This is a genomic window from Paenibacillus liaoningensis, assembly GCF_059609455.1.
In genome coordinates this window covers 193,230-216,685 of sequence record NZ_JCAALU010000008.1, presented here as the reverse complement: position 1 = coordinate 216,685, position 23,456 = coordinate 193,230, and the positions used below count along the sequence as shown (strand labels likewise).

At 48.3% G+C, this 23,456-nt stretch carries 20 protein-coding genes; 1 reads left to right on the top strand and 19 read right to left on the bottom strand.

The features are described 5' to 3' along the window. Window positions 1-49: 49 nt before the first annotated feature. The 17 genes from rny to AC6B99_RS13850 all read right to left on the bottom strand — a co-directional run bounded on the left by rny (window position 50) and on the right by AC6B99_RS13850 (window position 18,594). On the bottom strand, window positions 50-1,591 hold the full coding sequence (gene rny, locus AC6B99_RS13930; RefSeq protein WP_046230788.1) for a ribonuclease Y: 1,542 nt from the start codon (window positions 1,589-1,591) through the stop codon (window positions 50-52). Between the two features lie 231 nt (window positions 1,592-1,822). After that, the gene (locus AC6B99_RS13925; RefSeq protein ID WP_056038075.1) at window positions 1,823-2,452 is read right to left on the bottom strand and encodes a RecX family transcriptional regulator; all 630 of its coding nucleotides are present in this window, start codon (window positions 2,450-2,452) and stop codon (window positions 1,823-1,825) included. 119 nt (window positions 2,453-2,571) lie between these two features. After that, window positions 2,572-3,633: a recombinase RecA gene (gene recA, locus AC6B99_RS13920; protein WP_056038078.1), complete on the bottom strand. Its 1,062-nt coding sequence runs from the start codon at window positions 3,631-3,633 to the stop codon at window positions 2,572-2,574. Between the two features lie 260 nt (window positions 3,634-3,893). Beyond that, the gene (locus tag AC6B99_RS13915; protein ID WP_056038082.1) at window positions 3,894-5,141 is read right to left on the bottom strand and encodes a competence/damage-inducible protein A; all 1,248 of its coding nucleotides are present in this window, start codon (window positions 5,139-5,141) and stop codon (window positions 3,894-3,896) included. A 158-nt stretch (window positions 5,142-5,299) separates the two neighbouring features. After that, entirely contained in the window at window positions 5,300-5,875 is a 576-nt protein-coding gene (gene pgsA, locus AC6B99_RS13910) for a CDP-diacylglycerol--glycerol-3-phosphate 3-phosphatidyltransferase (RefSeq protein ID WP_056038085.1), read from the bottom strand. Between the two features lie 221 nt (window positions 5,876-6,096). Continuing rightward, the gene (locus tag AC6B99_RS13905) at window positions 6,097-6,588 is read right to left on the bottom strand and encodes a YajQ family cyclic di-GMP-binding protein (protein WP_046230783.1); all 492 of its coding nucleotides are present in this window, start codon (window positions 6,586-6,588) and stop codon (window positions 6,097-6,099) included. Window positions 6,589-6,625: 37 nt separating this feature from the next. Continuing rightward, a complete protein-coding gene (locus AC6B99_RS13900) occupies window positions 6,626-7,525 on the bottom strand; it encodes a helix-turn-helix domain-containing protein (RefSeq protein WP_056038088.1) in 900 nt (299 codons plus the stop codon). A 20-nt stretch (window positions 7,526-7,545) separates the two neighbouring features. Beyond that, window positions 7,546-8,313 (bottom strand): DUF3388 domain-containing protein, encoded by a 768-nt coding sequence (locus AC6B99_RS13895; protein WP_046230848.1) that lies wholly within the window; start codon window positions 8,311-8,313, stop codon window positions 7,546-7,548. A 197-nt stretch (window positions 8,314-8,510) separates the two neighbouring features. Beyond that, window positions 8,511-8,762, bottom strand: a complete 252-nt coding sequence (locus tag AC6B99_RS13890) for a DUF3243 domain-containing protein (protein WP_056038091.1) — start codon at window positions 8,760-8,762, stop codon at window positions 8,511-8,513. Window positions 8,763-8,868: 106 nt separating this feature from the next. Beyond that, window positions 8,869-9,597 (bottom strand): elongation factor P 5-aminopentanone reductase, encoded by a 729-nt coding sequence (gene ymfI / locus AC6B99_RS13885; protein WP_056039063.1) that lies wholly within the window; start codon window positions 9,595-9,597, stop codon window positions 8,869-8,871. A 14-nt stretch (window positions 9,598-9,611) separates the two neighbouring features. After that, window positions 9,612-10,898, bottom strand: a complete 1,287-nt coding sequence (yfmH, locus tag AC6B99_RS13880) for an EF-P 5-aminopentanol modification-associated protein YfmH (protein WP_056038094.1) — start codon at window positions 10,896-10,898, stop codon at window positions 9,612-9,614. Window positions 10,899-10,903: 5 nt separating this feature from the next. Continuing rightward, a complete protein-coding gene (gene yfmF, locus AC6B99_RS13875; protein WP_494863936.1) occupies window positions 10,904-12,178 on the bottom strand; it encodes an EF-P 5-aminopentanol modification-associated protein YfmF in 1,275 nt (424 codons plus the stop codon). 169 nt (window positions 12,179-12,347) lie between these two features. Next, a complete protein-coding gene (sleB, locus tag AC6B99_RS13870; RefSeq protein WP_056038100.1) occupies window positions 12,348-13,136 on the bottom strand; it encodes a spore cortex-lytic enzyme in 789 nt (262 codons plus the stop codon). Between the two features lie 110 nt (window positions 13,137-13,246). Then, window positions 13,247-16,072: a DNA translocase FtsK gene (locus AC6B99_RS13865; RefSeq protein WP_056038103.1), complete on the bottom strand. Its 2,826-nt coding sequence runs from the start codon at window positions 16,070-16,072 to the stop codon at window positions 13,247-13,249. An 87-nt stretch (window positions 16,073-16,159) separates the two neighbouring features. Next, window positions 16,160-16,378, bottom strand: a complete 219-nt coding sequence (locus tag AC6B99_RS13860; protein ID WP_473759297.1) for a YlzJ-like family protein — start codon at window positions 16,376-16,378, stop codon at window positions 16,160-16,162. Continuing rightward, window positions 16,378-17,124, bottom strand: coding sequence for an ATP-dependent Clp protease proteolytic subunit (locus tag AC6B99_RS13855; RefSeq protein ID WP_494863938.1), 747 nt, complete (start codon window positions 17,122-17,124; stop codon window positions 16,378-16,380). Before AC6B99_RS13855 ends, AC6B99_RS13860 begins: the two co-directional genes overlap by 1 nt. Before the next feature lie 156 nt (window positions 17,125-17,280). Next, window positions 17,281-18,594 (bottom strand): molybdopterin-binding protein, encoded by a 1,314-nt coding sequence (locus AC6B99_RS13850; RefSeq protein ID WP_494863939.1) that lies wholly within the window; start codon window positions 18,592-18,594, stop codon window positions 17,281-17,283. Between the two features lie 463 nt (window positions 18,595-19,057). Here AC6B99_RS13850 and AC6B99_RS13845 point away from each other — a divergent pair, with 463 nt between their 5' ends. Further along, a complete protein-coding gene (locus tag AC6B99_RS13845) occupies window positions 19,058-20,299 on the top strand; it encodes a nitrate/nitrite transporter (protein ID WP_056038115.1) in 1,242 nt (413 codons plus the stop codon). 82 nt (window positions 20,300-20,381) lie between these two features. Here AC6B99_RS13845 and AC6B99_RS13840 read toward each other — a convergent pair whose 3' ends face one another. Both AC6B99_RS13840 and dapA read right to left on the bottom strand, forming a co-directional pair. Further along, complete coding sequence (locus AC6B99_RS13840) at window positions 20,382-22,061, bottom strand: ribonuclease J (RefSeq protein WP_496663548.1); 1,680 nt, start codon at window positions 22,059-22,061, stop codon at window positions 20,382-20,384. Window positions 22,062-22,536: 475 nt separating this feature from the next. Continuing rightward, window positions 22,537-23,427 carry a 4-hydroxy-tetrahydrodipicolinate synthase gene (dapA, locus tag AC6B99_RS13835; protein ID WP_494863941.1) on the bottom strand — a complete coding sequence of 297 codons (891 nt, stop codon included), beginning with the start codon at window positions 23,425-23,427 and terminating at the stop codon, window positions 22,537-22,539. Window positions 23,428-23,456 lie beyond the last annotated feature (29 nt).

Sequence of the window (23,456 nt, the reverse complement as noted above, 5' to 3'; positions counted from 1 at the left end):
ACAGGAAAAGTGGCTGCAGGGCAGCCACTTTTCCGCGTTGCTATGCTGTTTACTTCGCGTATTCCACAGCCCGTGTCTCACGAATAACGGTGACTTTGATGTGGCCTGGATAATCAAGCTCACTTTCAATCTTCTTCGTAATGTCGCGAGCGAGTCGGAATGCTTCTGTATCGTCAATCTTCTCAGGCTGTACCATAACGCGTACTTCACGGCCGGCCTGGATGGCATACGATTTCTCAACACCATCGAATGACTCCGAAATATTCTCCAGCTTCTCCAGACGCTTGATGTACGTTTCGAGCGTCTCACGGCGTGCGCCTGGACGTGCTGCCGACAAGGCGTCAGCTGCACCAACCAGCATTGCGATAACCGAAGTGGCTTCACAATCACCATGGTGGGAAGCGATACTGTTAATAACAACAGGATGTTCTTTGTACTTCTTGGCTAATTCAACGCCAATCTCAACGTGCGAGCCTTCAACCTCATGGTCAAGTGCTTTACCGATGTCATGCAGCAAGCCTGCACGCTTCGCGAGAGTAATATCCTCGCCCAGCTCGGCAGCCATAAGTCCAGTCAAGTAAGCAACCTCCATGGAGTGCTTGAGCACGTTTTGACCGTAGCTTGTCCGATACTTGAGTCTTCCCAAAATCTTAATCAAGTCAGGATGCAAGCCATGCACACCCACCTCAAAAGTAGCTTGCTCCCCGTATTCACGGATACGCTCGTCCACTTCCTTGCGTGATTTCTCAACCATCTCTTCAATACGAGCAGGATGGATACGTCCGTCAGCGACAAGCTTCTCAAGTGAAGTTCGGGCAATTTCACGCCGGATAGGATCGAAGCCGGACAGGATGACCGCTTCCGGTGTATCGTCGATAATGAGATCGATACCGGTCAATGTTTCCAGAGCGCGGATATTACGACCTTCGCGTCCGATAATGCGGCCTTTCATTTCCTCATTCGGTAAGGAGACGACTGATACAGTCGTTTCTGCTACGTGATCAGCCGCACAACGTTGGATAGCGAGCGATATAATATCACGTGCTTTTTTATCTGCTTCTTCTTTAGCCTGCTGCTCGATTTCCTTGATCATCTGCGCTGTCTCATGTCGTACTTCCTGTTCAACATTAGACAAAATAATCGATTTCGCACCTTCCATCGTCAAGCCGGAAATTCGCTCCAGCTCGCTAAGCTGCTGCTTATAGATGGTATCAATCTGTTCTTGGGTTTCATCGATCCGTTTCTCTTTGTTGGCAACTAATTCTTCTTTGCGTTCCAGCGCTTCTAATTTTTTATCCAACGACTCCTCTTTCTGGAGTAAACGTCTGTCCTGTCGCTGAACCTCATTACGACGTTCACGAATGTCTTTTTCAGCTTCGGTACGAAGTTTGTGGACTTCATCTTTCGCTTCCAGCACCGTTTCCTTTTTCTGCGCTTCTGCTTCTTTTTTCGCATTTTCTACGATTTGGATAGCAGCCTGCTCAGCACTGGAAATTTTGGCTTCGGCAATCGACTTTCGAATAAAATAACCAACTCCAAAGAAAATAACGCCAACAACGAGACTGATCAAGATCGTCCAAATAGGATTCATCCTCTTGTTCACCTCCTCGTTGCATTCACAAAAGCAAACGCTTGGAATGATATTTGATTTTAGTCGGTTTCCATACCGTTTTCATCTTCTAACAACTTGCCGAAAATAATCTTCTCAAATCAATTTTTGGAAGGAAAATAGATTTGATGTGGAAGGAATACAAATTCATTTTATCTTTTGGTAAAATCAATTGTCAAGCAAAAGCCCAACGTGATCTTTTTGCTTTATTGATTATGCATTCTCTTCCGCTGATTTTACTGCGGCTTTAATAATGTCTACAGGAAAGCCCCTTCGTATTAAAAAAGCTGCCAGCTTGCGTCTGCGCTCAAACGGCTCGCCTTTTATAGTTCGCCATTTTTTGGAAGCTGTAGCAATAGCTGTTTCAAGCTCCATTTCACTGTCAATTGCCGAAGTAGCGGCAAGCGCAGCTGTTTTCGACACACCCCGCTGCAGCAATTCCTGCTGAATGTAACGCCTGCCCTTCTGGCTGCTTTTCATTCGCTGAGCAGCAAATTGCATCGCATACTGTTCATCATCCACAATATGTTCCTTTTCTAAACGCTCAATGGTGTAATTAATATGATCCTCAGCAATTATTTTCCGTTTCAGATACTGCTCTATTTGCTTGCTTGTCCGCGGCTTAAAACCCAAATAATAAACCGCCATCGCATAAGCGCGATAACGCTCGTCCTCGCTGCCAATTTCCTCTATTTGCGCCTCTGTAAGAAGTTGTCCTTTAAACAGTGTATGGCGGATCAACAGATCCTCATGAACCGATAAAATCGGCTCTTCGCCTTCCGCGAATATAAGATAGCGGCTTCGATGCTTGCTGTCTTTCTCAACCGCTCTGATTTCAATCATAGGCCCTCCATGTTACGTTTTGCAACTAGTTATAAATGCTAAATAAAACAAGTTCGCCGTCCCTAGAAAGGAACGGCGTCATCATCATTCTTTATCCATTTCGCTACTAATTGAGCGTATTAGTCCAATTCAGACTCATCAAAATCGTCTTCATCCTCTTCTTCTTGACCAAGACCTGTCGCTTGAGTAGCAGTCGCTACCAAGTTGCTGGCATCACGAATTTGCTTATCAATGACGTCTGCAATATCTTCATGGTCTTTCAAAAACTGCTTAGCATTTTCCCGGCCTTGACCGAGGCGCTCGCCATTGTAAGAGAACCATGCACCGCTTTTTTGTACAATATCGAGTTCAACGCCCAAATCAACGAGCGTACCCTCTTTGGAAATGCCCTCACCGTACATAATGTCAACCTCGGCTTGCTTGAACGGCGGAGCCACTTTGTTTTTGACAACTTTAATACGTGTACGGTTACCAATCATATCATTGCCTTGCTTCAGTGTCTCAATCCGGCGGACATCAAGACGTACGCTGGAATAAAATTTCAAAGCGCGTCCACCTGGTGTCGTCTCAGGGTTACCGAACATAACGCCGACTTTCTCACGCAGTTGGTTAATAAAGATCGTAATCGTCTTCGATTTGCTGATGGCTCCGGATAGCTTGCGAAGTGCCTGTGACATTAGGCGTGCCTGCAAACCAACGTGCGAGTCACCCATGTCGCCTTCGATCTCAGCCTTAGGTACCAGTGCTGCAACAGAGTCGATAACAACAATGTCAACCGCGCCACTACGAACGAGCGCTTCTGCAATTTCCAGCCCTTGCTCCCCTGTATCTGGCTGGGAAAGCAGCAATTCATCGATATTAACGCCCAGCTTGCTTGCATATAACGGATCAAGTGCATGCTCCGCATCGATAAAGGCAGCTTGTCCGCCTGCACGTTGAACTTCTGCAATCGCATGAAGCGCAACGGTCGTTTTACCAGATGATTCCGGTCCATATACTTCAATAATACGTCCTCTCGGGAAACCCCCGATTCCAAGTGCGATATCTAAAGCAAGCGAGCCGCTCGGCACGACCTCCACTTGCATATGTGTTGATTCCCCTAGTTTCATGATAGAGCCCTTGCCGAATTGTTTCTCAATTTGACGCATAGCCATATCTAACGCAGCACGACGATCAGCCAATCAACTCACATCCTTCGTTATTTATAATATAATGATAACCTTTTTCCGACCCTTTGCCAAGCACTTTTTCGAACATACATTCGTTTTTTTTGTGAAGCCGACGGAAGGCATGCAACTTTTAAATATCTGTAACTAAACAAAAAAAACCGCAGCAAAGTTATCTTCGCCACGGTTCTTCCGTAAGTTGAGTTCAGTATACGCCCGTTTCCGGCAAAAAGCAACACCTTTCGCCAAATTTTGGTCGAAGAACTCTTATATAGTTAGTTTTGAATTGCAAGCCACAAACGGTACAGCAATGTTTTTACAGCGCGAACGCGAATAATCGTCCGGCTGCCGCTTAATTGCAATGGATAAACCATCGTCTCCTTGCCACGCTCGGCAATAGCTATATAAACAAGCCCTACCGGCTTGCCTTCACTCTCCGCAGGGCCAGCAACACCTGTTATAGACACGCCGAAATCGCTGTCTGCGAGCTGCTGCACCCGCTCAGCCATTAGCGCAGCTGTCGATTCGCTTATGGCGCCAGGAGCCCCTTCGCCCTCTAGCTGCGCAAGAGGTATGCCTAGCAGCGCATGCTTCATTTCATTCGTATACGTTACAACACCGCCCGTGTATTCCCCACTGCTTCCAGGTACGCTCGTAATCAACTCTGCTAGCAGACCGCCGCTGCAGCTCTCAGCACTAGCTAGCTTGCGTCTGCTAGCGCGAAGCAGTCTTATGACCGCCTCCTCCAGCGGAATGTCCTCTTGGGCGTATAGATGCTCTCCAATGCGTTCAATAATCTGCTCCACTGTCGCATCAATCTTGCCATCAGCCTCTGCCTGTGTGGCCGCCTTCGTCGAAACGCGAATAGCTACCTCGCCTTCCTTCGCATAAGGAGCAATTGTCGGGTCAACCTGAGCCTCGATTAGATCGAGCAGTTTAGCCTCCAAATTGGATTCCCCAATGCCTGCAAACTTCAGCAACCGCGAATAAAGCGGCTGCTCATGCCCGAGCAGCGTCCGCAGCCATTCCTTGCCCGGCCCGTCGATCATCGGCTTCATTTCCCGTGGAGGTCCCGGCAGCAGCATATAATGCGTGCCATCCTCCGTTAGAGCGTTGCCTACCGCAAGGCCCGCCGCATTGTGCAGCGGTACGCTTCCATCGATAGACAATGCCTGTCTGCGATTGCTTTCAACCATATGTACGCCTCTTGAGCTGAACAGCTCTTCGATTTTATCCATGGAAGGCTTGTGCAAGGACAAACCACGGCTCAAATAAGCAGCCAGCACATCCTTCGTCAAATCATCAAGCGTGGGCCCCAAACCGCCTGTAAACACGAGCAGGTCAGCGCGTTCTCTCGCTGTCACAATTGCTTTGCGAATACGCTCGGGGTTATCCCCGACTACGGTTTGAAAATAAACATCAATGCCTAGCGCGGCCAGCTCTTGGGACAAATACTGTGCATTTGTATTTACAATCTGTCCGAGCAGCAATTCTGTACCTACTGCAATAATTTCTGCTTTCATGCTATTCATCCTCCTTTAGGTAATGGCAGCGCCATTTCGCGATGAAATATAAGCCCATTATAGGGGTGTAACTTATAAATTTCTTATATTTTAAGCAAAAGCATCCTTCCCGAAACAGGAAAGATGCTTTTCAAAAAACGGCAAAGCGCGTTTCATCGTTATTCAACCGGTATTAGATGTTTATTTTTCACAAAATAATCAATTCCGGAATAAAGCGTAATCGCAACTGCGACCCAGCTTGCAATCAAATCAAATGGAAATGAGATGAAAGCAAATGGGAAATTGTTAAGCAAAAGCGAGATAATCATCGTAATTTGTATAGCTGTTTTCCATTTGCCCCAGTTGCTGGCCGCCATAACACTGCCCTCAAGCAGCGCAATTTGACGAAGTCCCGTAACGGCGAATTCACGGCTAATAATCAGGATGGCAATCCAGCCAGCCAGCTTATCCATCTCCACAAGGGAAATCAGAACCGCAGCCACAAGCAGCTTGTCAGCGAGAGGATCGAGAAGCTTGCCTAAGTTGGTTACGATTTTGTTCTTACGGGCGATATACCCGTCCAAACCATCCGTACTCGCTGCCACAATAAAAATAATCGCCGCAATAATCTGGTTATATGTAATGGAATAGTCATCAAATACAACTGAGCCCACATTCATATTAACGAGTAGGAAAACCATAATAATCGGCACTAAAATAATTCTAACCAGCGTGATTTTATTGGCGAGATTCATACCTCATCCTCCCCGAATAAAACAAAATCCGTCCTGCCATTGCCTATCATTGCAATCACCTGTTCTGTCATCTGCGTCTCCCCAGATCCCTTCCGCGAAACTATCTTATCAAGTATAATACATTGTTTAATCTGGTGTCAAAATGAAGAAAAACAGGTTTAACAAAGCCCCCTTCTCCCGCCAAAAGCGAAAAAAGAGGACTTCAATACCGCCACATGCGGTTAACGATAATTTGTAAATTGCAGCTCAATCGGCAAGTTAGCACCGCGCAGCAAATTCATAACAGCTTGCAAGTCGTCACGGCTTTTGCCGCTTACGCGAATTTGATCGCCTTGAATCAGGCTTTTCACCTTAAGCTTCGAATCGCGAATCAAAATATTAATTTTTTTGGAATGCTCCTGATCAATGCCCTGCTTAAGCTTTACATGCTGACGAACAGTATTCGCCGAAGCCGACTGAATTTTGCCGTAATCCATATTTTTGATCGGCACGCCGCGTTTAATCATTTTCGATTGCAAAATATCAATTACACTGTTCAATCTGTACTCATCATCAGAGACGAGAACCAGCTCTTCATTTTCCAGCTTAATGCTGCTTTTGCTGCCTTTAAAATCAAAGCGCGTCTCGATTTCACGCTCCGCCTGCTGAATCGCATTGTTTAGCTCCTGCATGTCCACCTTGGACACAATATCAAATGAACTTTCTGAAGACATGTAACTCCACTCCCCTATAAAATAGCTATTATCCGTGTTATGGCGTAGCCGAACCGGTCGCTTCCGGGCTGCCTGCATTCGCCGATGCCGCCGGATTCAACTGGATTTTTTTTGAGCCTGCACGGTCCCCATCGGGAACAAGCACGCCATCAACTGAAATCGTGACCAGATCGGCACGGCCCACATTGATATATAACGGCTGAGTCAATTCAAAGTTCAATGTCGAGCCGTCATTTGCATTTTCCGATAGCAGCGCGCTGCCTTTTGAGCCGCCTTCACGAACTTCCATCCAGCTTTTTCCGCCTGCAACCTTGATTTCCAGCTTGTGCACGGCTGTTCCTGGACCTACATCATAATGGTCGACCTTGCCGATTTTCGATGAAAAAGTAACCGTCACATCCTCCTGAATCGTCGGTGTAGGAGATGGTGTAACCGTAGGCGCAACAGCACCCGTTGACGCTCCAGCTTCCGGCGTTGGCGTAGGTGGTGCAGATTCATCGGTAATTTTCGTACCTTGATCAACCATATCAGAAGGTTTGTCTTTTTGATTAATGACAAAAATCCATACGACCGCCACAATCAAAATCAAAAATGACCACATCATCACATTAAAGCCGAGCTTGCCAATACGGTCAGAGCCGACAGACTGTACGCGTCTGGGCGGCCTTGTGGTAACAGGCTCCGTTAATGTTTCTGTAATCGTATTCGGTACTTCCTTCTCGTGCAGGCGCAGCACCTCTTCGGTATCAAGCCCTACAGCTTCGCAATAATTTTTCACAAAGGCCCGCAAGTAGAAGCTTCCCGGCAGCACGCTGTGATCGCCGCTCTCGATAGCTTCGAGGTAGCGTTTGCGAATTTTCGTCGTTTCCTGAATATCGTCAAGCGTCAGCCCGCGTTCTTCACGCGCCTTGCGGAGCAGCGCTCCAAGATTAGACATGCCTGCTTCCTCCTTTCAACTTAAAAATCATCCGAGTAATTTGCAGTAAACGATTCGTACGTAATTTCCTCATCCGGCGTATTGCGCAGCTCTATAATAATATCAAAATGGCTGTGATCGTATTGGGACTCTTTAATAAAAATATCGGGATGCTCAATGACCTTCGTCGAAGGCATAGCCATAATTTCCTGCAGCAAGGCATGATGGCGCTCATTGGAACGAATCGTGCTCACAATGCCGTCAATAATAAAAATATTATTTTCGTTCATTTCTTCTTCCGACAGCTGGCTTCTTACCGTTTGGCGGAGAAGCGTTGAAGAAACGAACGCCCACCGTTTATTTGAGCATACGCTGCCAGCGATGATGGATTCTGTTTTCCCTACGCGCGGCATGCCACGTAAACCTATTACCTGATTGCCTTCACGTTTAAACACTTCGCCAAGAAAGTCAACGAGAATACCCAGTTCATCGCGGGTAAAACGGAATGTTTTGCGATCGTCAGAATCCCGTTCGATATATCTTCCATGGCGCACAGCTAAAATATCTACAATAGTTGGCGTCCGCAGCTTGTTCACTGTAATATTATCAACTTTTTTCAGCATTTTGCCGAGCAGCACGATTTTTTCTTCATCATCGGTTTGCAGCAGCATGCCGCGCGTCCGGTCTTCTACACCGTTAATCGTCATTATATTAACTTCCAACATACCAAGCAAAGAAGCTATGTCGCCGAGCAAGCCTGGCCTGTTCTTATGTATCTTATATTCCATATACCATTGTTTTGATTCCAGCCTAATCACCATCCCAGCACATTGTTGACCGTACATTTCCTGTTGTCCGTCAAAATCTTATTCTACAATTTTCGCCACAATCCTGCAACCTCACATCAAAACTATTGAAAAGATAGCGGCCGGTGCTTGCGGTTATGATTCATATTCGCAGAAAAGCCCCCGTGCGGGAGGCTTTTCTGCGAATAACATGTAGCGGATTACGCCTTTTGTACCAGCTTTATCATGAGGCAGGCTAGAACTTTACGCTCGGAATCGTCGCCTGCATCCCACAGTTCCTTCAATACGCGCTGCTCCTCATTTTTCGGATCGACCTTTTCATCGAGAAAAGAACCGATTTCGAAGGCCAGGCTGGTGATGGCCTCATCATTCATTCCGATTTGCTTCGCATGCTGCACCTTGTCAGCCAAAAACTGCTTCCACGTATCGAAGTTTGTAAGAACGGTTGACATTTTTCTTCGCCTCCTTGTTTTGTGAAGAATCATCAACAGTCATTATTTTGCTTCGATACGAGGCAGATTATGCGGATCATTTGCCATCAAAAAACAGCATTTTTCCTTACGTATGCCAGCCGCCATTCGGACTTATGACTTGACCTGTAATGTAGGAAGATTCCGGCAGGGAGAGAAAATAAACGAGCGAAGCGACTTCATCCGGCTGGCCGAGGCGGCCCAGCGGAATTTCCTGCTCTAATGCTGTTTTCTCATCCTCATTGAATCCATCCATCATTTCGGTGTTTACCGCTCCAGGAGCAACCGCATTGACTGTAACGCCCGACGGCGCCAATTCCTTAGCCAAAGCTTTCGTGAAAGCGTTCATCCCTCCCTTGGAAGTGGAATACAGCACTTCACAGGAGGCGCCTGATATTCCCCAAACGGAGGAAACATTAATAATTCGGCCGAAACGATTTTCAATCATGGGCGGCATAAAAATCTGGCTGCACAAAAACATTCCCTTCAAATTGACAGCCATCAGGTCGTCCCATTCTTCCTCCGATACGTCCATGAGCATGCCATAATGCGCAACACCGCCATTGTTAACGAGTATATCAGGCATTCGGTTATGTGCCTCAAGCTTGTCTCGCATGCGCAGCAGCTGCTCCTTGGAGCGCAAATCAGCGGTAATGGTCATTGCATCTCCGCCAAGCTGCAAGCATTCCCTTGCTGTTTCATTTGCCGCCTCATGGGCGTTTAAATAATGGATGACGACATTCATGCCTTCCGCCGCGAAGCGCCGCGCAATTGCGGCGCCGATGCCACGGCTTCCCCCTGTTATAAGCACAGTCATCTCCCCCAGCGTCTTCACGCCTCAGGCTTCTCCACTATTGATACCGCCAGCTGATTAAAATCGAAATGCTCGCGCAGGCGCTCATTTGCCTGCTCAAGCGTACAGCTTTCATACAACGGCAGTACATCAAACATATCGCTGTCGCGGAAGCGGTAGCGTGTAAATTCGCCTGCGATGGATTCAGGGGAGTTCAGCATCCGCAAGTAACCGCCGATTTTTTTTCGTTTTGAGCGTTCAAAGGCGATTTCATCGAGTCCACTCTCAAGCGCTTGCTCAATAGCAGACTTAACACGAGCTAGCAGCTGCTCTGGATTTGGCGTATCTCCGCCAAGCACCGAAAACGCATAACCCGGATTTGCATTATATTCGGTTCCAAAGGAATCGGAAATAAGCTGGCTTTCATATAGCTCTTCATACAAAGCGGAGCTTGGCCCGAACAATACGTCCAGCATTAGCTTGGAAGTAACTTCCTGACGCAGCAGCTCTTCGCTGGATAGCCCTGTGTTTTTCTCCTTAAAGCCAAACATGCATTTTGGCAGCGATACCGGAAGCTTCGTTACTTTATGCGGCGTTTTGACCGAAGTCGGCTCATCCTCAAATAAACGACGTATTTCACCCTGCGGCTTGAAGTTTTTAGCCGCTTGATTGCGCCTTACAAGCTCAAATACTTCCTTCGCATCTACGCCGCCAACGACGAACAGCAGCATATTGGATGGGTGGTAAAAGGTTTCATAGCACTGATACAGCGTTTCCTTGTCAATTTGATAAATCGACTCTACAGTGCCGGCAATATCAATATGAACCGGATGGGTGTGGTACAGCGCATCAATAAGCCCAAAATAAACGCGCCAATCGGCATTATCCTTGTACATATTGATTTCCTGTTCGATAATGCCTTTTTCCTTGTCCACATTCGTATCGGTGAAATAAGGATTTTGCACGAAATTAATGAGCGTCTCTAAGTTGGCAGGAATTTGCTCCGTCGCTGAAAACAAATAGACAGTACGGTCGAAGCTCGTAAAAGCGTTCGCTGAAGCGCCTTGGGAAGCAAACGTAGCGAAAATATCGCCAGTTGGCTCCTCGAACATTTTATGCTCCAAAAAATGGGCAATACCGTCGGGAACTTTGACCGCTTCCCCATCGCCGACTGCAAACCAATTATCTACGGAGCCATATTTCGTCGAAAATGTTGCGTAGGTTTTATGAAAGCCCTCTTTAGGCAGCACTATGACTTCAAGCCCATTATCCAGCACTTCACGATAAAGCGTCTCCTGTACGCCCTTATACTCCAATGGTTGCACGATGGTTACGCCTCCTTCCGATCACGCAAATAATAAATCGTATCGAGCTGCACATTTTGTGCGACTCTGACAATATCAGCAGCAGTAACGGCCTGCACCTGCTCAAGCAGCTTCTCGGCACTTCTTTCCTTGCCGGACAGCACCGCATTAAAATCGTAAGCAATCATTTCATAAGCGGAATCCTGCAGCTCGCGCAAATGATTCGCTATCATCGCTTTCGTCTGGCTCATTTCAAGCTCGGACAGCTCGCCTTGACGCATGCTCTCAAGCTGCTCGCGAATAATTTTGACCGCTTTCTCATAGTTCTCGATTTCGATGCCTGACTGCACCGTGCATATGCCTTTATGTCCATCAAGACGGGAAGCGGCATAATAAGCCAAGCTTTCCTTCTCACGCACATTTAAAAATAGCTTGGAGTGCGGATATCCGCCCAGCACACCATTATACATAAGTGCTGCTGCATAATCATCATCGCCATAAGCGACGCCCGTACGCAGGCCCAAATTAAGCTTCCCTTGGGTCACATCCATCCGTTCAACAACCGTATGAACCTCGCGCACCTGGTGAGTAACGTCTGCCTTTGGATAATTTGCCGCTGCTCCGTCTGTCAGCTTGAATGCATCACGTACATAAGCTGTCACTTCCTCAAGCGTAGTATCGCCTACTACGTACAAATCGAGCGCCGCTTCATCAAGCCACTTCTTATATTGCTTGTAGAGAGATTCCGGGGTTATCTCGTCAATTACAGCCAGCTTGCCAAGCGGATGCAGCCTATAAGGCTCATTTGCGCACATTTCTTCAACGCAGCGCTCAGCGGCATAGCGAATTTTATCATTGACGATGGACTCCAGCCGCTTCGTGAGCGTCACTTTCTCCGCATCGACGTATTTGCGGCTGAATGCGCCATTTTCCAGCAGCGGCTCAGTCAGCACCTCGCCAAGCAGCCCTAATGACGCAGCAAGCAGCGGCGTGCCCGAAGATACGAATTGATCATTAATCACATCCATGCGGAATTGAACGATTTGAGAATCGCCACGCTTATATACATCAAAGCCGAAGCCGGCACCGTACAAATCATCGAGTCGCTCGCGAAATGCTTTCGTCTCAGGCGTCGCCGCCGTCCCTCTGCGCAGCACAAAAGGAATAAGAGCTGTCTCTGTAACCGTATCTTCTGCAAGCACGCGCCCGGCAAACAAGGAAATCGCGAACGTCTTGAAACGCTTAGTTGGCAGCACATGCAGCCGTATTCGACCAAATTGTCCTCTTTCGAAAAGTGTCACCTTCGCTAGCTCCTTCCAAACTAAATTCTTATGCCTACAAAAAGCATAACGTTCTATGCTTCAAGTAAATGTATTCCAATTTCGAGCTTCCTATACCATTCTAACCGATGCGAAAAGGAAGAAGCAACCAGAGCTGCGTTAAGGCAGAACGGTTGCTTCTTTACAGGCTCTACATGCAAAAAATATGCTTGCCTATCGTTTTCACTTGAGGCCTGGTCCATATCCACTTCGAGGTTGCCGTTTCCGGATTAAAATAATACAAGCAGCCATTTGATGGATCCTGGCCATTGATGGCATCCATCACCGCACGGCTGGCTGTTTCATTTGGCGTCAGCCAAATTTGGCCATCCGCTACCGCGGTAAAGGCACCCGGCTGAAAAATAACGCCCGAAATCGAATTCGGAAAGCTCGTCGATTGCAGTCGATTTAAAATGACGGCTGCAACGGCTATTTGCCCTTCGTAGGGCTCGCCTCGGGATTCGCCGTAAACGGCGTTGGCCATCAGCTTCAAATCATTGGCGCTGAGGCCCAGCTTATTGCCCTTGGAAAGCGAGCTTCCACCTCCGCCGCCATTGCTAGGGGCAGCTGTATTACCCGAGCCAGCTTGTCCAGATGAAGAATCTGCTGCTGTCGGCTTCCAGGCTTTAGTCGCTTCCCAAAGCTTCAGCTTTGTCGATGCCCCAACTACACCATCGGCCTTCATTCCAAATTTCCATTGGAACCAGGTAACGGCATTTTTCGTGCTTGCTCCAAACTGTCCATCCACTTTGCCGCTGAAATATCCAAGATGCTTCAGCCTGCCTTGCAGCTCGTACACATCATTGCCCGAGGAACCAACCTTGAGCGTAGCATTACTGAACGTCTCCGAAGTCTTGACTTGATGCATATGCCGGAGAGAGTAGGAGCCAAACAAGACGAAAACGAGTACTGCTGTTATGACCATTAGTCGCTTTTTCATAGAAGGATCTGCCTTTCTCTTACAAGATAGTACGCTAATTAGCAGCGTTGCCTAAGTCTAGTATGAGAAATCAGTGCAGCTTCTATGCAAAATTTTTCGCTGCTGGCATTTTAAGAACTGATTCGTCCCGCTTCGAGCTGATCTATTGTAAGCAGCACCTCACGCGGCTTGCTGCCTTCGTATGGCCCCACGATATGACGGGCTTCCATCTCGTCAATAAGCCTTGCAGCCCTTGTGTAGCCAATACGCATGCGGCGTTGAAGCAAGGATACCGACGCCTGCTTTGCTTCGACGACGATCTGAACGGCCTGATCATACAGCTCGTCCATGACCTCGTCAGAGCTAGCCGTCTCCTCCTCAATTTCCGGTACAAGATCTTCTTTGTACTCCGCTTCTGCCTGTCCTCTGGCATAACCGACAAGCGCCTCTACTTCCTGATCGGAAAGGAATGCGCCCTGTACCCGCGTCGGCTTGGAGGTACCCATCGGCAAGTAAAGCATATCGCCGCGGCCGAGCAGCTTTTCCGCTCCGACCATGTCGAGTATCGTTCGCGAATCGACCTGTGAGGAAACGCCAAAAGCAATCCGCGATGGAATATTCGCTTTAATGACACCGGTAATGACGTCAACAGACGGACGCTGCGTTGCAATAATAAGATGAATGCCTGCCGCACGGGCCATTTGCGCGAGTCTGGCAATGGCATCCTCGACATCATTAGCCGCTACGATCATCAAATCGGCAAGCTCATCGACGATGACGACGATGTAAGGCAGAACCGCTTTCGGATTGTCTGCCATTAAAGTGTTATAGCCTTCAATATTTCGCGTTCCCGATTTGGAAAACAGCTCATAGCGTTTTTCCATCTCGACTACGATTTTCTTAAGCGCAAGCGATGCACGACGCGGATCGGTTACAACAGGAGCCAGCAAATGCGGGATACCGTTGTATACGTTTAGCTCCACCATTTTTGGATCGACCATGAGAAACTTCACTTCATCCGGCGTTGCTTTGTACAAAATACTAGTAATAATTCCGTTTATACAGACTGATTTACCGGAGCCCGTCGCTCCCGCTACAAGCAAATGGGGCATTTTCGCCAAATTGCCCACGATTGGCTTGCCCGCAATATCACGGCCGAAGGCAATCGACAGCTTGGAAGGAGAATCATAAAATTCCTTTGTTTCCATTACTTCGCGCATCGTAACAATCGATATTTCCATATTCGGCACTTCAATGCCGATGGCCGATCTGCCTGGAATAGGCGCTTCCATCCGAATATCCTTAGCTGCAAGCGCAAGTGCAATATCATCAGTCAAGCTGACAATTTTGCTAACCTTCACGCCCGATGCCGGCTCAACCTCAAAACGGGTAACGGCTGGACCGATAACGGGATCAAGCACCTTCGCCTTCACGCCAAAGCTTTCAAGTGTGCGCTCCAGCTTAAGCTTCGCCTCCATGGAACTGGAGCCAATGCCGCCTCTAACCATATGGCTAGGCTTGGACAGCAAAGTAAACGGCGGTAAAACGTATGGCTTGACTAGCGGTACGTTTGATGCGGCTAGCGCCGGCTTGCTTTCGGCTGCTTGTTGGTTCGCTTCATGGCTGCCAGCGTTTGAGCCAGGAACAGCAGCAGCTTCCAAATGATCTTCTGCCACTCTCTCGCTATCCATTAAAGGCTCATCATATTCATCGTCACCTTGTTGAACAGCTTGCTCCCCAAATGCACCATTCGCTTGCTCATCTGCGTCATACTCCGAATCTTCTGCTTCATTTCCTTCTATATGTACCAGCTCTTGCTGCTCCTGCGTTTCTTGCGGTCTCCATGGCTCTGACCATTCCTGTTCATCGGTTATGCCGGGGTGAGCGTACGGCTGGGCATCTTTAGCAGCCAAATTCTCCTGCTCACTAGGCCATAAGCTAGCGCTTGTCTCTGGCAGCGGAACTGCAGCAGCTGTTGATGAAGCAACTGTGCTGGGCGCTGTTTGGGCAGCAAATTCATCCTGCTCATTGTCCCAGTCCTGATCCCAATCTTCCGCCCAATGCGGTACTGCCGCGCCCTCTTCGCCACGACCAGACTCACCGTGAAGCGGATCATCCTCCAGCTCCCATTCGTCATGGCTGGCGGCAGCCTTCGACTTATCGGATTGTCGCCAGGAGAAAAACAATGACTTTTTATTTTTGACTGGACGTGGTGCAAAATCCTCTTCATCATCGTCAATCGTATTGTCCGAAGTAAGCACGGTGCTTGCTGACGTTACCACGCTTGCATTTCTAGTTGATTGTGCTGCAGCCCGCTCGGCGGAATAATCCGACCATTTGGCTGCGAGCAGCTTGAGCATACGGACAAAGCGGGTACGCAGCGTCTTGAACAACTCCACATACGACTTCCCCGTTATGAGCATAATGGAAATTGCGATCATGACAAGCATGAGCAACTGAGCTCCAATTTTCCCAAATAAGGTGAAAAGTACGGAATATTGCAGCGCTCCAACATAACCACCGCTAATAGCCTTGTCCTTAAGCGGGCGCAAATCCTGCGGATTGGAAGTAAGCAGCTCTCCCCTTAAGTCGCTGTCCAACTGATTCAAAATCACTTTGCCAGACAGCAGTGTCGTATCCCCAAGCTTGCGGTCGATTTCCGCAATGGAGCTCCACAGCGTAAAGGCAAGCACCAGCACAAGCATGCCTGTTTTCCGATTGGACCAGCCTTTCGGCCACATCCGTTTGACCATCACGACCAGCCCCACATATATGCCAATCAGTGCAATCACAAAGTAAAATTTACCCAGAAAGAGGCCAAACAGTTTGGACAATGAACGTCCTACCGTCGCCTCTCCCGATAAAGCAATAATCGATACCGTAATGAGTAAAATACCGTAAACCTCATATTTCAAATTTGCTGCGAGCGATTTCTTGCCCCTTCTTTTCTTAGCCAACGTTCGTCACCCCCGGTAAAACATTATACCATAGGTGGACAAATGTTCCTATTCGTTCGATAGTCCCTTAAACGGCAAAATCCTTTATCAATATTTGACAACAGCTCCTGGCGAAAGCTGCGGATTTAAATAATCATCCAGCCCGCAATGAATGAGTCGAATGACTTTGCCCATCCCTGGCGCAATTGGCTCTACCTGCATATATACGCCATCCACCCAAACTTCGCGGCCCTGATTAATTTTCTCCTCCGCTTGCCAGCCCGCCAGCACTTCTTCCAGCGGAACAATCGTATATAGAACAGACATTAGTTAAACACCCCCGGCATTCCCGTCTGCCTGCGTTCCTCTACTAGCCGCTTAAGCTCCCGAAGCGCATCGCCAAGACCGCCTACCGCATCAATCAAGCCATGGCGAACCGCGTCTCCGCCAATGACTGTTGTTCCGATATCGCGTGTCAGCTCTCCTGTTTTAAACATCAATTCCTTGAAAGTCGCTTCCGACACTTTGGAGTGCATCGTAACGAAGCGAACGACGCGCTCCTGCATTTTATCCAAATACTCGAACGTTTGGGGAACGCCAATCACGGTGCCATTCAAGCGAATCGGATGTATGGTCATCGTTGCTGTCGCAGCAATGAAGGATAGGTTGCCCGCTACTGCTATCGGAACGCCGATCGAATGTCCGCCACCAAGTACGAGCGTAACTGTCGGCTTTGACAAAGAAGAAATCATTTCAGCAATAGCGAGCCCCGCTTCCACATCACCGCCAACTGTGTTGAGAACGATCAGCACACCTTCGATTTTTTGATTTTGCTCGGCTGCGACCAGCTGTGGAATCAAATGCTCATATTTTGTCGTTTTATTTTGCGGCGGCAGCACCATATGCCCTTCAATCTGTCCAATAATCGTCATGCAAAAAATATTGGATTCGGCCTGCGGAATGTTTACCTGGCCCAACTGCTGCAAAGCGTCAAGCGCCCCAGCCGCCTTTTTCTTCTCTTCGTCATACGGCTCAGGTTGTTCTCCTGTTAAACTCATTGAATACGGCCACATCGGCGAATTCCCCCTCTTGAACAAGGCTAATACCGTTTTGGCTGAACCTACGGCTCGTCATAGTATGGGAATGTCGCGTTTATTTATGCCCCTGCTCCTGCAAAACGTCACTTTACGGCCGAATTATTGTAAAATCGCCAACATGGCAAACGCTCGTTAAGTCAAACTAAGAAATGCGGCCTGCCTTCCTGCCTGAAGGCCTTCACTAGGAATCGCTGCCAATGCATTTGCCCCGGCAAAAGCAGCAATATTTCCCGATTTATCGTTCGGCAGCGGCCTAACCCGCCATTCCCCCTCCTCCATCCACACAAATGCGCGAATATAACGGGGATACGGCGAAGGCTTATCCACATCGTCCATTAATATGGCTTGCTTCCACCCCGCCTCACTTCCATCAAGCCCCATCCCATGTTTTACGATTGGCTTCACCAACAGCACAAGCCCTGTGTAACATGCTCCAGGATTGCCAGACAAGCTGATCAGCAGCTTGCCTTGATTTATAAATGCTGATGAATGCGGCCCAGGACGCATCATCACTTTCGTGAACAAAGGCTCAAAACCAAGGCAGTCTGCCGCATGAGCAACGCAATCGTAATCACCTACCGAAATGCCTCCAGTTGTAATAACCAAATCCGCCTGCTCCGCAGCTAGCTTAATCGCCTTAGCAATTAATTCGGCATCATCCTTAATGGGCAAGGAACGAATAACCGATGCTCCCTGCTCCTGTAGAAAGGCTTCCACGGCGAAGCCATTGGCATCATAGATCCGATTAGGCTGCAAGGGCTGGCCTGGAAGCAGCAGCTCATCTCCAATAGGAAGGATTGCAACTATCGGCCGAGCGACTACAGAAGCGTGTTCCTGTCCAAAAGAGGCGAGAATGGCGATTTCCTTCGAACCAAGTATGGTGCCTTTTTTAATGACGAGGCTGTTTTCAGCTATATCTTCGCCTGCTTCGGCAATATTTTTTCCCAGCTGCACGGGCTGATTGATTTGAATTTGCGACATGCCCAGCGCTAAGGCATCCGATTGCTGTCCATGCAGGCTCGGTTGCGACTGAATCTCCTCCTGCCTAATCACAGCATCAAAACCACCGGGTACAGGGGCTCCAGTAAAGATACGTACTGCCGTCAGCTGTTCATTAATGAGAGGACGGCTGCCAAAGCCCGTATGCCAAGCTATTTCTCCCGCCCCCGCCTGCACCTCGCCAGTTACAATAAGCCGAATCGGGTTGCCAGGTGAAGCCGTCTGCGTAAAAGCAGCATGGAGCGCATATCCATCCATCGCTGCTCGACGAAAAGGCGGCATTGGAAAAGGGGAGTAAAAATCCTCGGCAAGCACTCGCTGAGCAGCTTTCTGTAAAAGCACTTGCTCCACCTTTCCCGGCAGCGTATGTTCGAGTAAACAGCGAACCGCTTCGTCAACGCTAAAACCTTTTTTTATATCAACACGATCTACACGGGCAACTGCCATGCTCGACTCCTCCTTCTTATAGCTGAAAATAAGCATAAAAGCCCGTTCCCTGTCTGCAGGGAGCGGGCTTCATTGCCGGTGGGCGGCGGCACACCATTGTGCGGCCTTTTATGTGGATTATGATGAGCATAAAAGAATTCGACATTCATGTCAATATATATGACGCAAATTAAGCGTATAGAGAAAAATTAAGTTTTGTGTAATATTTATTGACATGAATTAGTCGATATTCTATAATTCAGCTTGAGTTCACAATGAGGTGAGCAACTATCGTCCGCACAGAGTCGTGCTGGCGTTCGGCAATGAGGCCGCAATCCGTCCGAGCTTTAGCTTGGGGCAGACTGCGGCCTTTTCTTCATATGACAGCTGGAATTGCGGTGCGCCATGCACCCCGGGAATGCGAAAACCGCCATCACCCATGCTGACTGAGCACGTGAAAATCAATCATAGAGGAGATAGAGACATGTTAGATAAAAAAGCGTTTTGGAAAAGTGGACATAAACCATCCTTGTTCAGTTCTTTCTTGTATTTCGATATCAGCTTTATGATTTGGATTTTGATGGGGCCGCTCATTGTCGTCATCGCCAGCGATTATCCGATGGATGCTGCACAAAAAGCGAAGCTTGTAGCGCTCCCGATTTTGGGCGGCTCGGTGCTCCGGCTCGTGCTTGGTTTCATGACAGACCATATCGGTCCAAAAAGAACAGGCCAAATCGGCATGCTCGTCACTATGATTCCGCTTATTTGGGGCTGGAAATTCGTTGACTCGTTAACTGAGCTCCACTTTGTCGCTTTATTGCTCGGTGTAGCTGGAGCATCTTTTGCAGCAGCGCTTCCGCTCGCCAGCAGATGGTATCCGCCACAATATCAAGGACTTGCGATGGGTATTGCTGGAGCCGGAAACAGCGGTACGGTTTTGACAACGCTTTTTGCGAACAGGCTGGCACAGCATTTTGGCGGCTGGGAAGCCGTATTTGGACTTGCCCTCATCCCTATTGCAGTCGTATTTGTAATATTCACGATTTTTGCAAAAGAAAGTCCGAATCAGCCTGCTCCTAAAAAACTTTCCGAATATGCGCAGGTTCTTAAGCAAAAGGACGCTTGGCTATTCTGTCTTTTATACAGTGTAACGTTTGGCGGCTTCGTTGGCATGTCGAACTATTTGACGATTTTCTTCAATACGCAGTATGGACTTTCCGCCATACAGGCGGCAGATTTTACAACGATTTGTGTCATTGCCGGAAGCTTCTTTCGACCAGTAGGCGGCTGGCTCTCTGATAAGCTGGGGGGTATTCGCGTCCTGATGTCGCTGTATGTTGGAGCTGGTGTTATGCTAGCTTCCATCTCCCTGCTGCCTCCACTCTATGTAGTAAGTACCTTGTTGTTCCTTGGCATGATGTGTCTCGGCGCAGGCAATGGCGCTGTATTCCAGCTCGTACCGCAGCGCTTTGGTAAAGAGATTGGCATAATGACCGGCATCGTTGGCGCAGCAGGCGGTGTTGGCGGTTATTTCCTCCCCCTTATTCTCGGCAGCCTTTATCAATCGACGGGCTCCTACACGCCAGGCTTCCTCATTCTCAGCAGTATCGCCCTGCTCAGCATGCTCATGCTCGCGTTCATTCAAAAGGAATGGAAGCGTACCTGGATTGGCAGCGGCGGCAAGGCTAAAATCGACAGCAGCGCTACTATAGCAGCAAAATCCTAATCTGCTGCTCTGTTTCAACGATAAAAAGGAGTGGCGAACGTTCCGGCTATCCGGGCGTCCCTCACTCCTTTTTATTTTTAAACTACACTTCCATAATAATCGGCAAAATCATTGGCCGACGACGCGTTTTCTCATAGAGGAAACGTCCCAGTGCATCCTTGACATTCGTTTTTAGCGAAGCCCATTCGTTCACTTTATCGTTCATCAGCTTCAGCAGCGTAGCAGACACAATTTTGTTCGCTTCATCGAGCAGACCTTCCGATTCACGTACATAAACGAAGCCGCGCGAAATAATATCAGGTCCAGACACAATGGTGCCCTCCTGCTTCCGCAGCGTCACTACAACGACGAGAATGCCATCCTGAGACAACAGCTTGCGATCCCGCAGCACAATATTGCCGACATCGCCAACGCCAAGACCATCAATCAGCACATTGCCTGCTGGAACCTTCGAGCCTCTGCGCGCCTTGCCCCCCTGCACCTCTACTGTGTCGCCATTTTCCATAACGAAAATATTGGATTTCTCAATGCCAACCGCCTCGGCCAGCAAAGCATGCTGCCGCAGCATCCGATATTCACCATGAATGGGAATAAAATATTTGGGCTTAATCAGATTAAGCATCAGCTTCAGCTCTTCCTGGCTGCCGTGACCAGAAACGTGGACTCCAGATACCGAGCCTGGACCATAGATGACGTTCGCTCCAAGACGGAACAACTCGTCCACTGTCCGCCCTACATACCGCTCATTACCTGGAATGGGCGTCGCTGCAATAATGACCGTATCTCCCGGCAAAATATCGACTTTACGATGCGTCGAGCGCGCCATGCGTGTCAAAGCTGACATGGGCTCTCCTTGACTGCCGGTACATAAAATAACGACGCGATCCGCGGCCAGCTCATTCACGGCTTCCGGTTCAACAATCATGCCGTCTGGAATGTTCAAATAACCTAACTCTCCAGCGATTCCGACCACATTGACCATGCTGCGTCCTACTACAGCAATATAACGATCCGTAGCAATAGCTGCGTTGATGACCTGCTGGATACGGTGAACGTTGGAAGCAAACGTTGCAACTACGACACGCTGCGGCGATTTGCGGAATATATCTTTGAGCTCTTCCCCTACATTTTTCTCTGAAGGCGTATAGCCTGGACGCTCCGCATTCGTGCTGTCAGACAGCAGAGCAAGCACGCCCTTTTGCCCGATTTCCGCCATCCGCTTAATGTCAGCATATTGCTCATTGACTGGTGTATGGTCAAACTTGAAGTCGCCTGTGTGCACGACGACACCTTCTGGCGTCTCCAAGCACACGCCTACGGAGTCAGGAATGCTGTGGTTCGTTTTAAAAAAGGATACATGGATGCTGCCCAGCTCTATCTCCGAATCCGCATTAATCAGTATTCGCTTCGTTTCGCCCAGCAGCCCTGCTTCCTTCAGCTTGCCTTCAATCAGTCCCAGCGTAAGCTTCGTGGCATATACCGGAACGTTAAGACTGCGAAGCATATAGGAAAGCCCGCCGATATGATCCTCATGTCCATGCGTTATGACAATACCGCGCACCTTCTCGCGATTTTCCTTCAAATACGAAATGTCCGGAATAACTATATCTATGCCGAGCATATCCTCTTCCGGAAACTTAAGCCCCGCATCTACAATTACAATATCATTGTCATATTGAATGACGTACATGTTTTTACCAATTTCACCAATACCGCCTAATGCAAAAATCAACAGTTTATCCTGCACATTTTTTTTGGACAATGACTATCCCTCCTTTTTCCAACCTGATGAGGTCATGTTTTTTTCCTGTTAAACAAGAAGGAAGCTGCTCCATTCTTAGCTTAATTTGCAAATCATTTCCGCACCCGATCACTTGAACTTATTATACATGATGAAAAAGATCGAATACAAGGCTGAGGGGCTGGGTGCGGGAAAAGAATGGGGTGAGGTTGGGGCGCTGCGGGAAAGGTTTGGGGGTCGATCGCCATTCCCCTGTGATTTCTCCAATCTGTAAAAGCTTTAGCGGTAGAAATCACAAGGAAAAAGCGAACGCTCGCGCTTCTTCCTCTTCACCCATTGCTTTTAAAACCGCTTATTGCCCGCATCACCGGCTGTATATGAAAAATAGGGAGTACAAATGTAATAGGAATAACATGAAAGTTCATGTTGGAAAAATAAAGTGAATAAAAAAAGCTGGTGCCTAGGCACCAGCTTAATGATTTATGAAGAGCTTGAATTAAAATGCGGTTGATGAATCGACGAGGTTTTGCAAAAATTCAGCTTCCGATTCGGTAACGCCTACCAATGGAAGTCTAACTCCGCCAACCGGGAAGCCGCTCAGTCCCATTACATGCTTCAGAGCAACCGGGTTCGGTACCGGATTCGGACATTCGAACAAGCCCTTGAATACCGGGAAGCATTCAGCGTTTAGCTTGGCCGCCAAAGCAACGTCTCCACTCACATAAGCATCGATAAGCTGCTTCATTTTTTTGCCGATAACATGGCTAGCTACACTGATAATGCCATAACCGCCTACTGCTAAAGTCGGGAGCGTTGCCGCATCGTCGCCACTGTAAACCTTAAAGCCCTCTGGAGCGCCTGCTACAAGCTGAATAATCTGTTCCGATGACGCACAATCTTTTGTAGCTACAATGTTGCTAATCGCCGCTAGGCGCAACGTCGTTTCAACCGAAATATTCACGACTGTACGGCCCGGAACGTTGTACAATACAACCGGAAGCTTCGTCGAATCTGCAATCGCTTTAAAATGCTGATAAAGGCCTTCCTGGCTCGGCTTGTTGTAATAAGGAGCAACAAGCAGCACGCCGTCAACTCCACATGCCTCTGCCACCTTTGTCAAATGGATGGAATGTGCCGTATCATTGCTGCCTGTGCCTGCGATAATTTTAGCCCGTCCAGCAGCGCGCTCTACCGAAAAACGAAATAGCGCTTCTTTCTCCGCATCCGTAAGTGTAGGAGATTCCCCCGTCGTACCGGATACAACAAGACTCTCGCTAAGCTGCTCTTCAATTAAGTAATCGATTAATCGCCCAGTCGCATCCCAATCAATTTCGCCAGCGGCATCGAATGGGGTGACCATCGCCGTAACTAACCTTCCATATTCCATTTTGACTCCTCCTTAAAGTTTTGCGGAGC

Coding starts and splice junctions, on each gene's coding strand:
- rny (WP_046230788.1), bottom strand. CDS start 1,591: ATGAATCCTATTTGGACGATCTTGATCAGTCTCGTTGTTGGCGTTATT.
- AC6B99_RS13925 (WP_056038075.1), bottom strand. CDS start 2,452: ATGATTGAAATCAGAGCGGTTGAGAAAGACAGCAAGCATCGAAGCCGC.
- AC6B99_RS13915 (WP_056038082.1), bottom strand. CDS start 5,141: ATGAAAGCAGAAATTATTGCAGTAGGTACAGAATTGCTGCTCGGACAG.
- pgsA (WP_056038085.1), bottom strand. CDS start 5,875: ATGAATCTCGCCAATAAAATCACGCTGGTTAGAATTATTTTAGTGCCG.
- AC6B99_RS13905 (WP_046230783.1), bottom strand. CDS start 6,588: ATGTCTTCAGAAAGTTCATTTGATATTGTGTCCAAGGTGGACATGCAG.
- AC6B99_RS13900 (WP_056038088.1), bottom strand. CDS start 7,525: ATGTCTAATCTTGGAGCGCTGCTCCGCAAGGCGCGTGAAGAACGCGGG.
- AC6B99_RS13890 (WP_056038091.1), bottom strand. CDS start 8,762: ATGTCAACCGTTCTTACAAACTTCGATACGTGGAAGCAGTTTTTGGCT.
- ymfI (WP_056039063.1), bottom strand. CDS start 9,597: ATGACTGTGCTTATAACAGGGGGAAGCCGTGGCATCGGCGCCGCAATT.
- sleB (WP_056038100.1), bottom strand. CDS start 13,136: ATGAAAAAGCGACTAATGGTCATAACAGCAGTACTCGTTTTCGTCTTG.
- AC6B99_RS13860 (WP_473759297.1), bottom strand. CDS start 16,378: ATGTCTGTTCTATATACGATTGTTCCGCTGGAAGAAGTGCTGGCGGGC.
- AC6B99_RS13855 (WP_494863938.1), bottom strand. CDS start 17,124: ATGTGGCCGTATTCAATGAGTTTAACAGGAGAACAACCTGAGCCGTAT.
- AC6B99_RS13850 (WP_494863939.1), bottom strand. CDS start 18,594: ATGGCAGTTGCCCGTGTAGATCGTGTTGATATAAAAAAAGGTTTTAGC.
- AC6B99_RS13845 (WP_056038115.1), top strand. CDS start 19,058: ATGTTAGATAAAAAAGCGTTTTGGAAAAGTGGACATAAACCATCCTTG.
- dapA (WP_494863941.1), bottom strand. CDS start 23,427: ATGGAATATGGAAGGTTAGTTACGGCGATGGTCACCCCATTCGATGCC.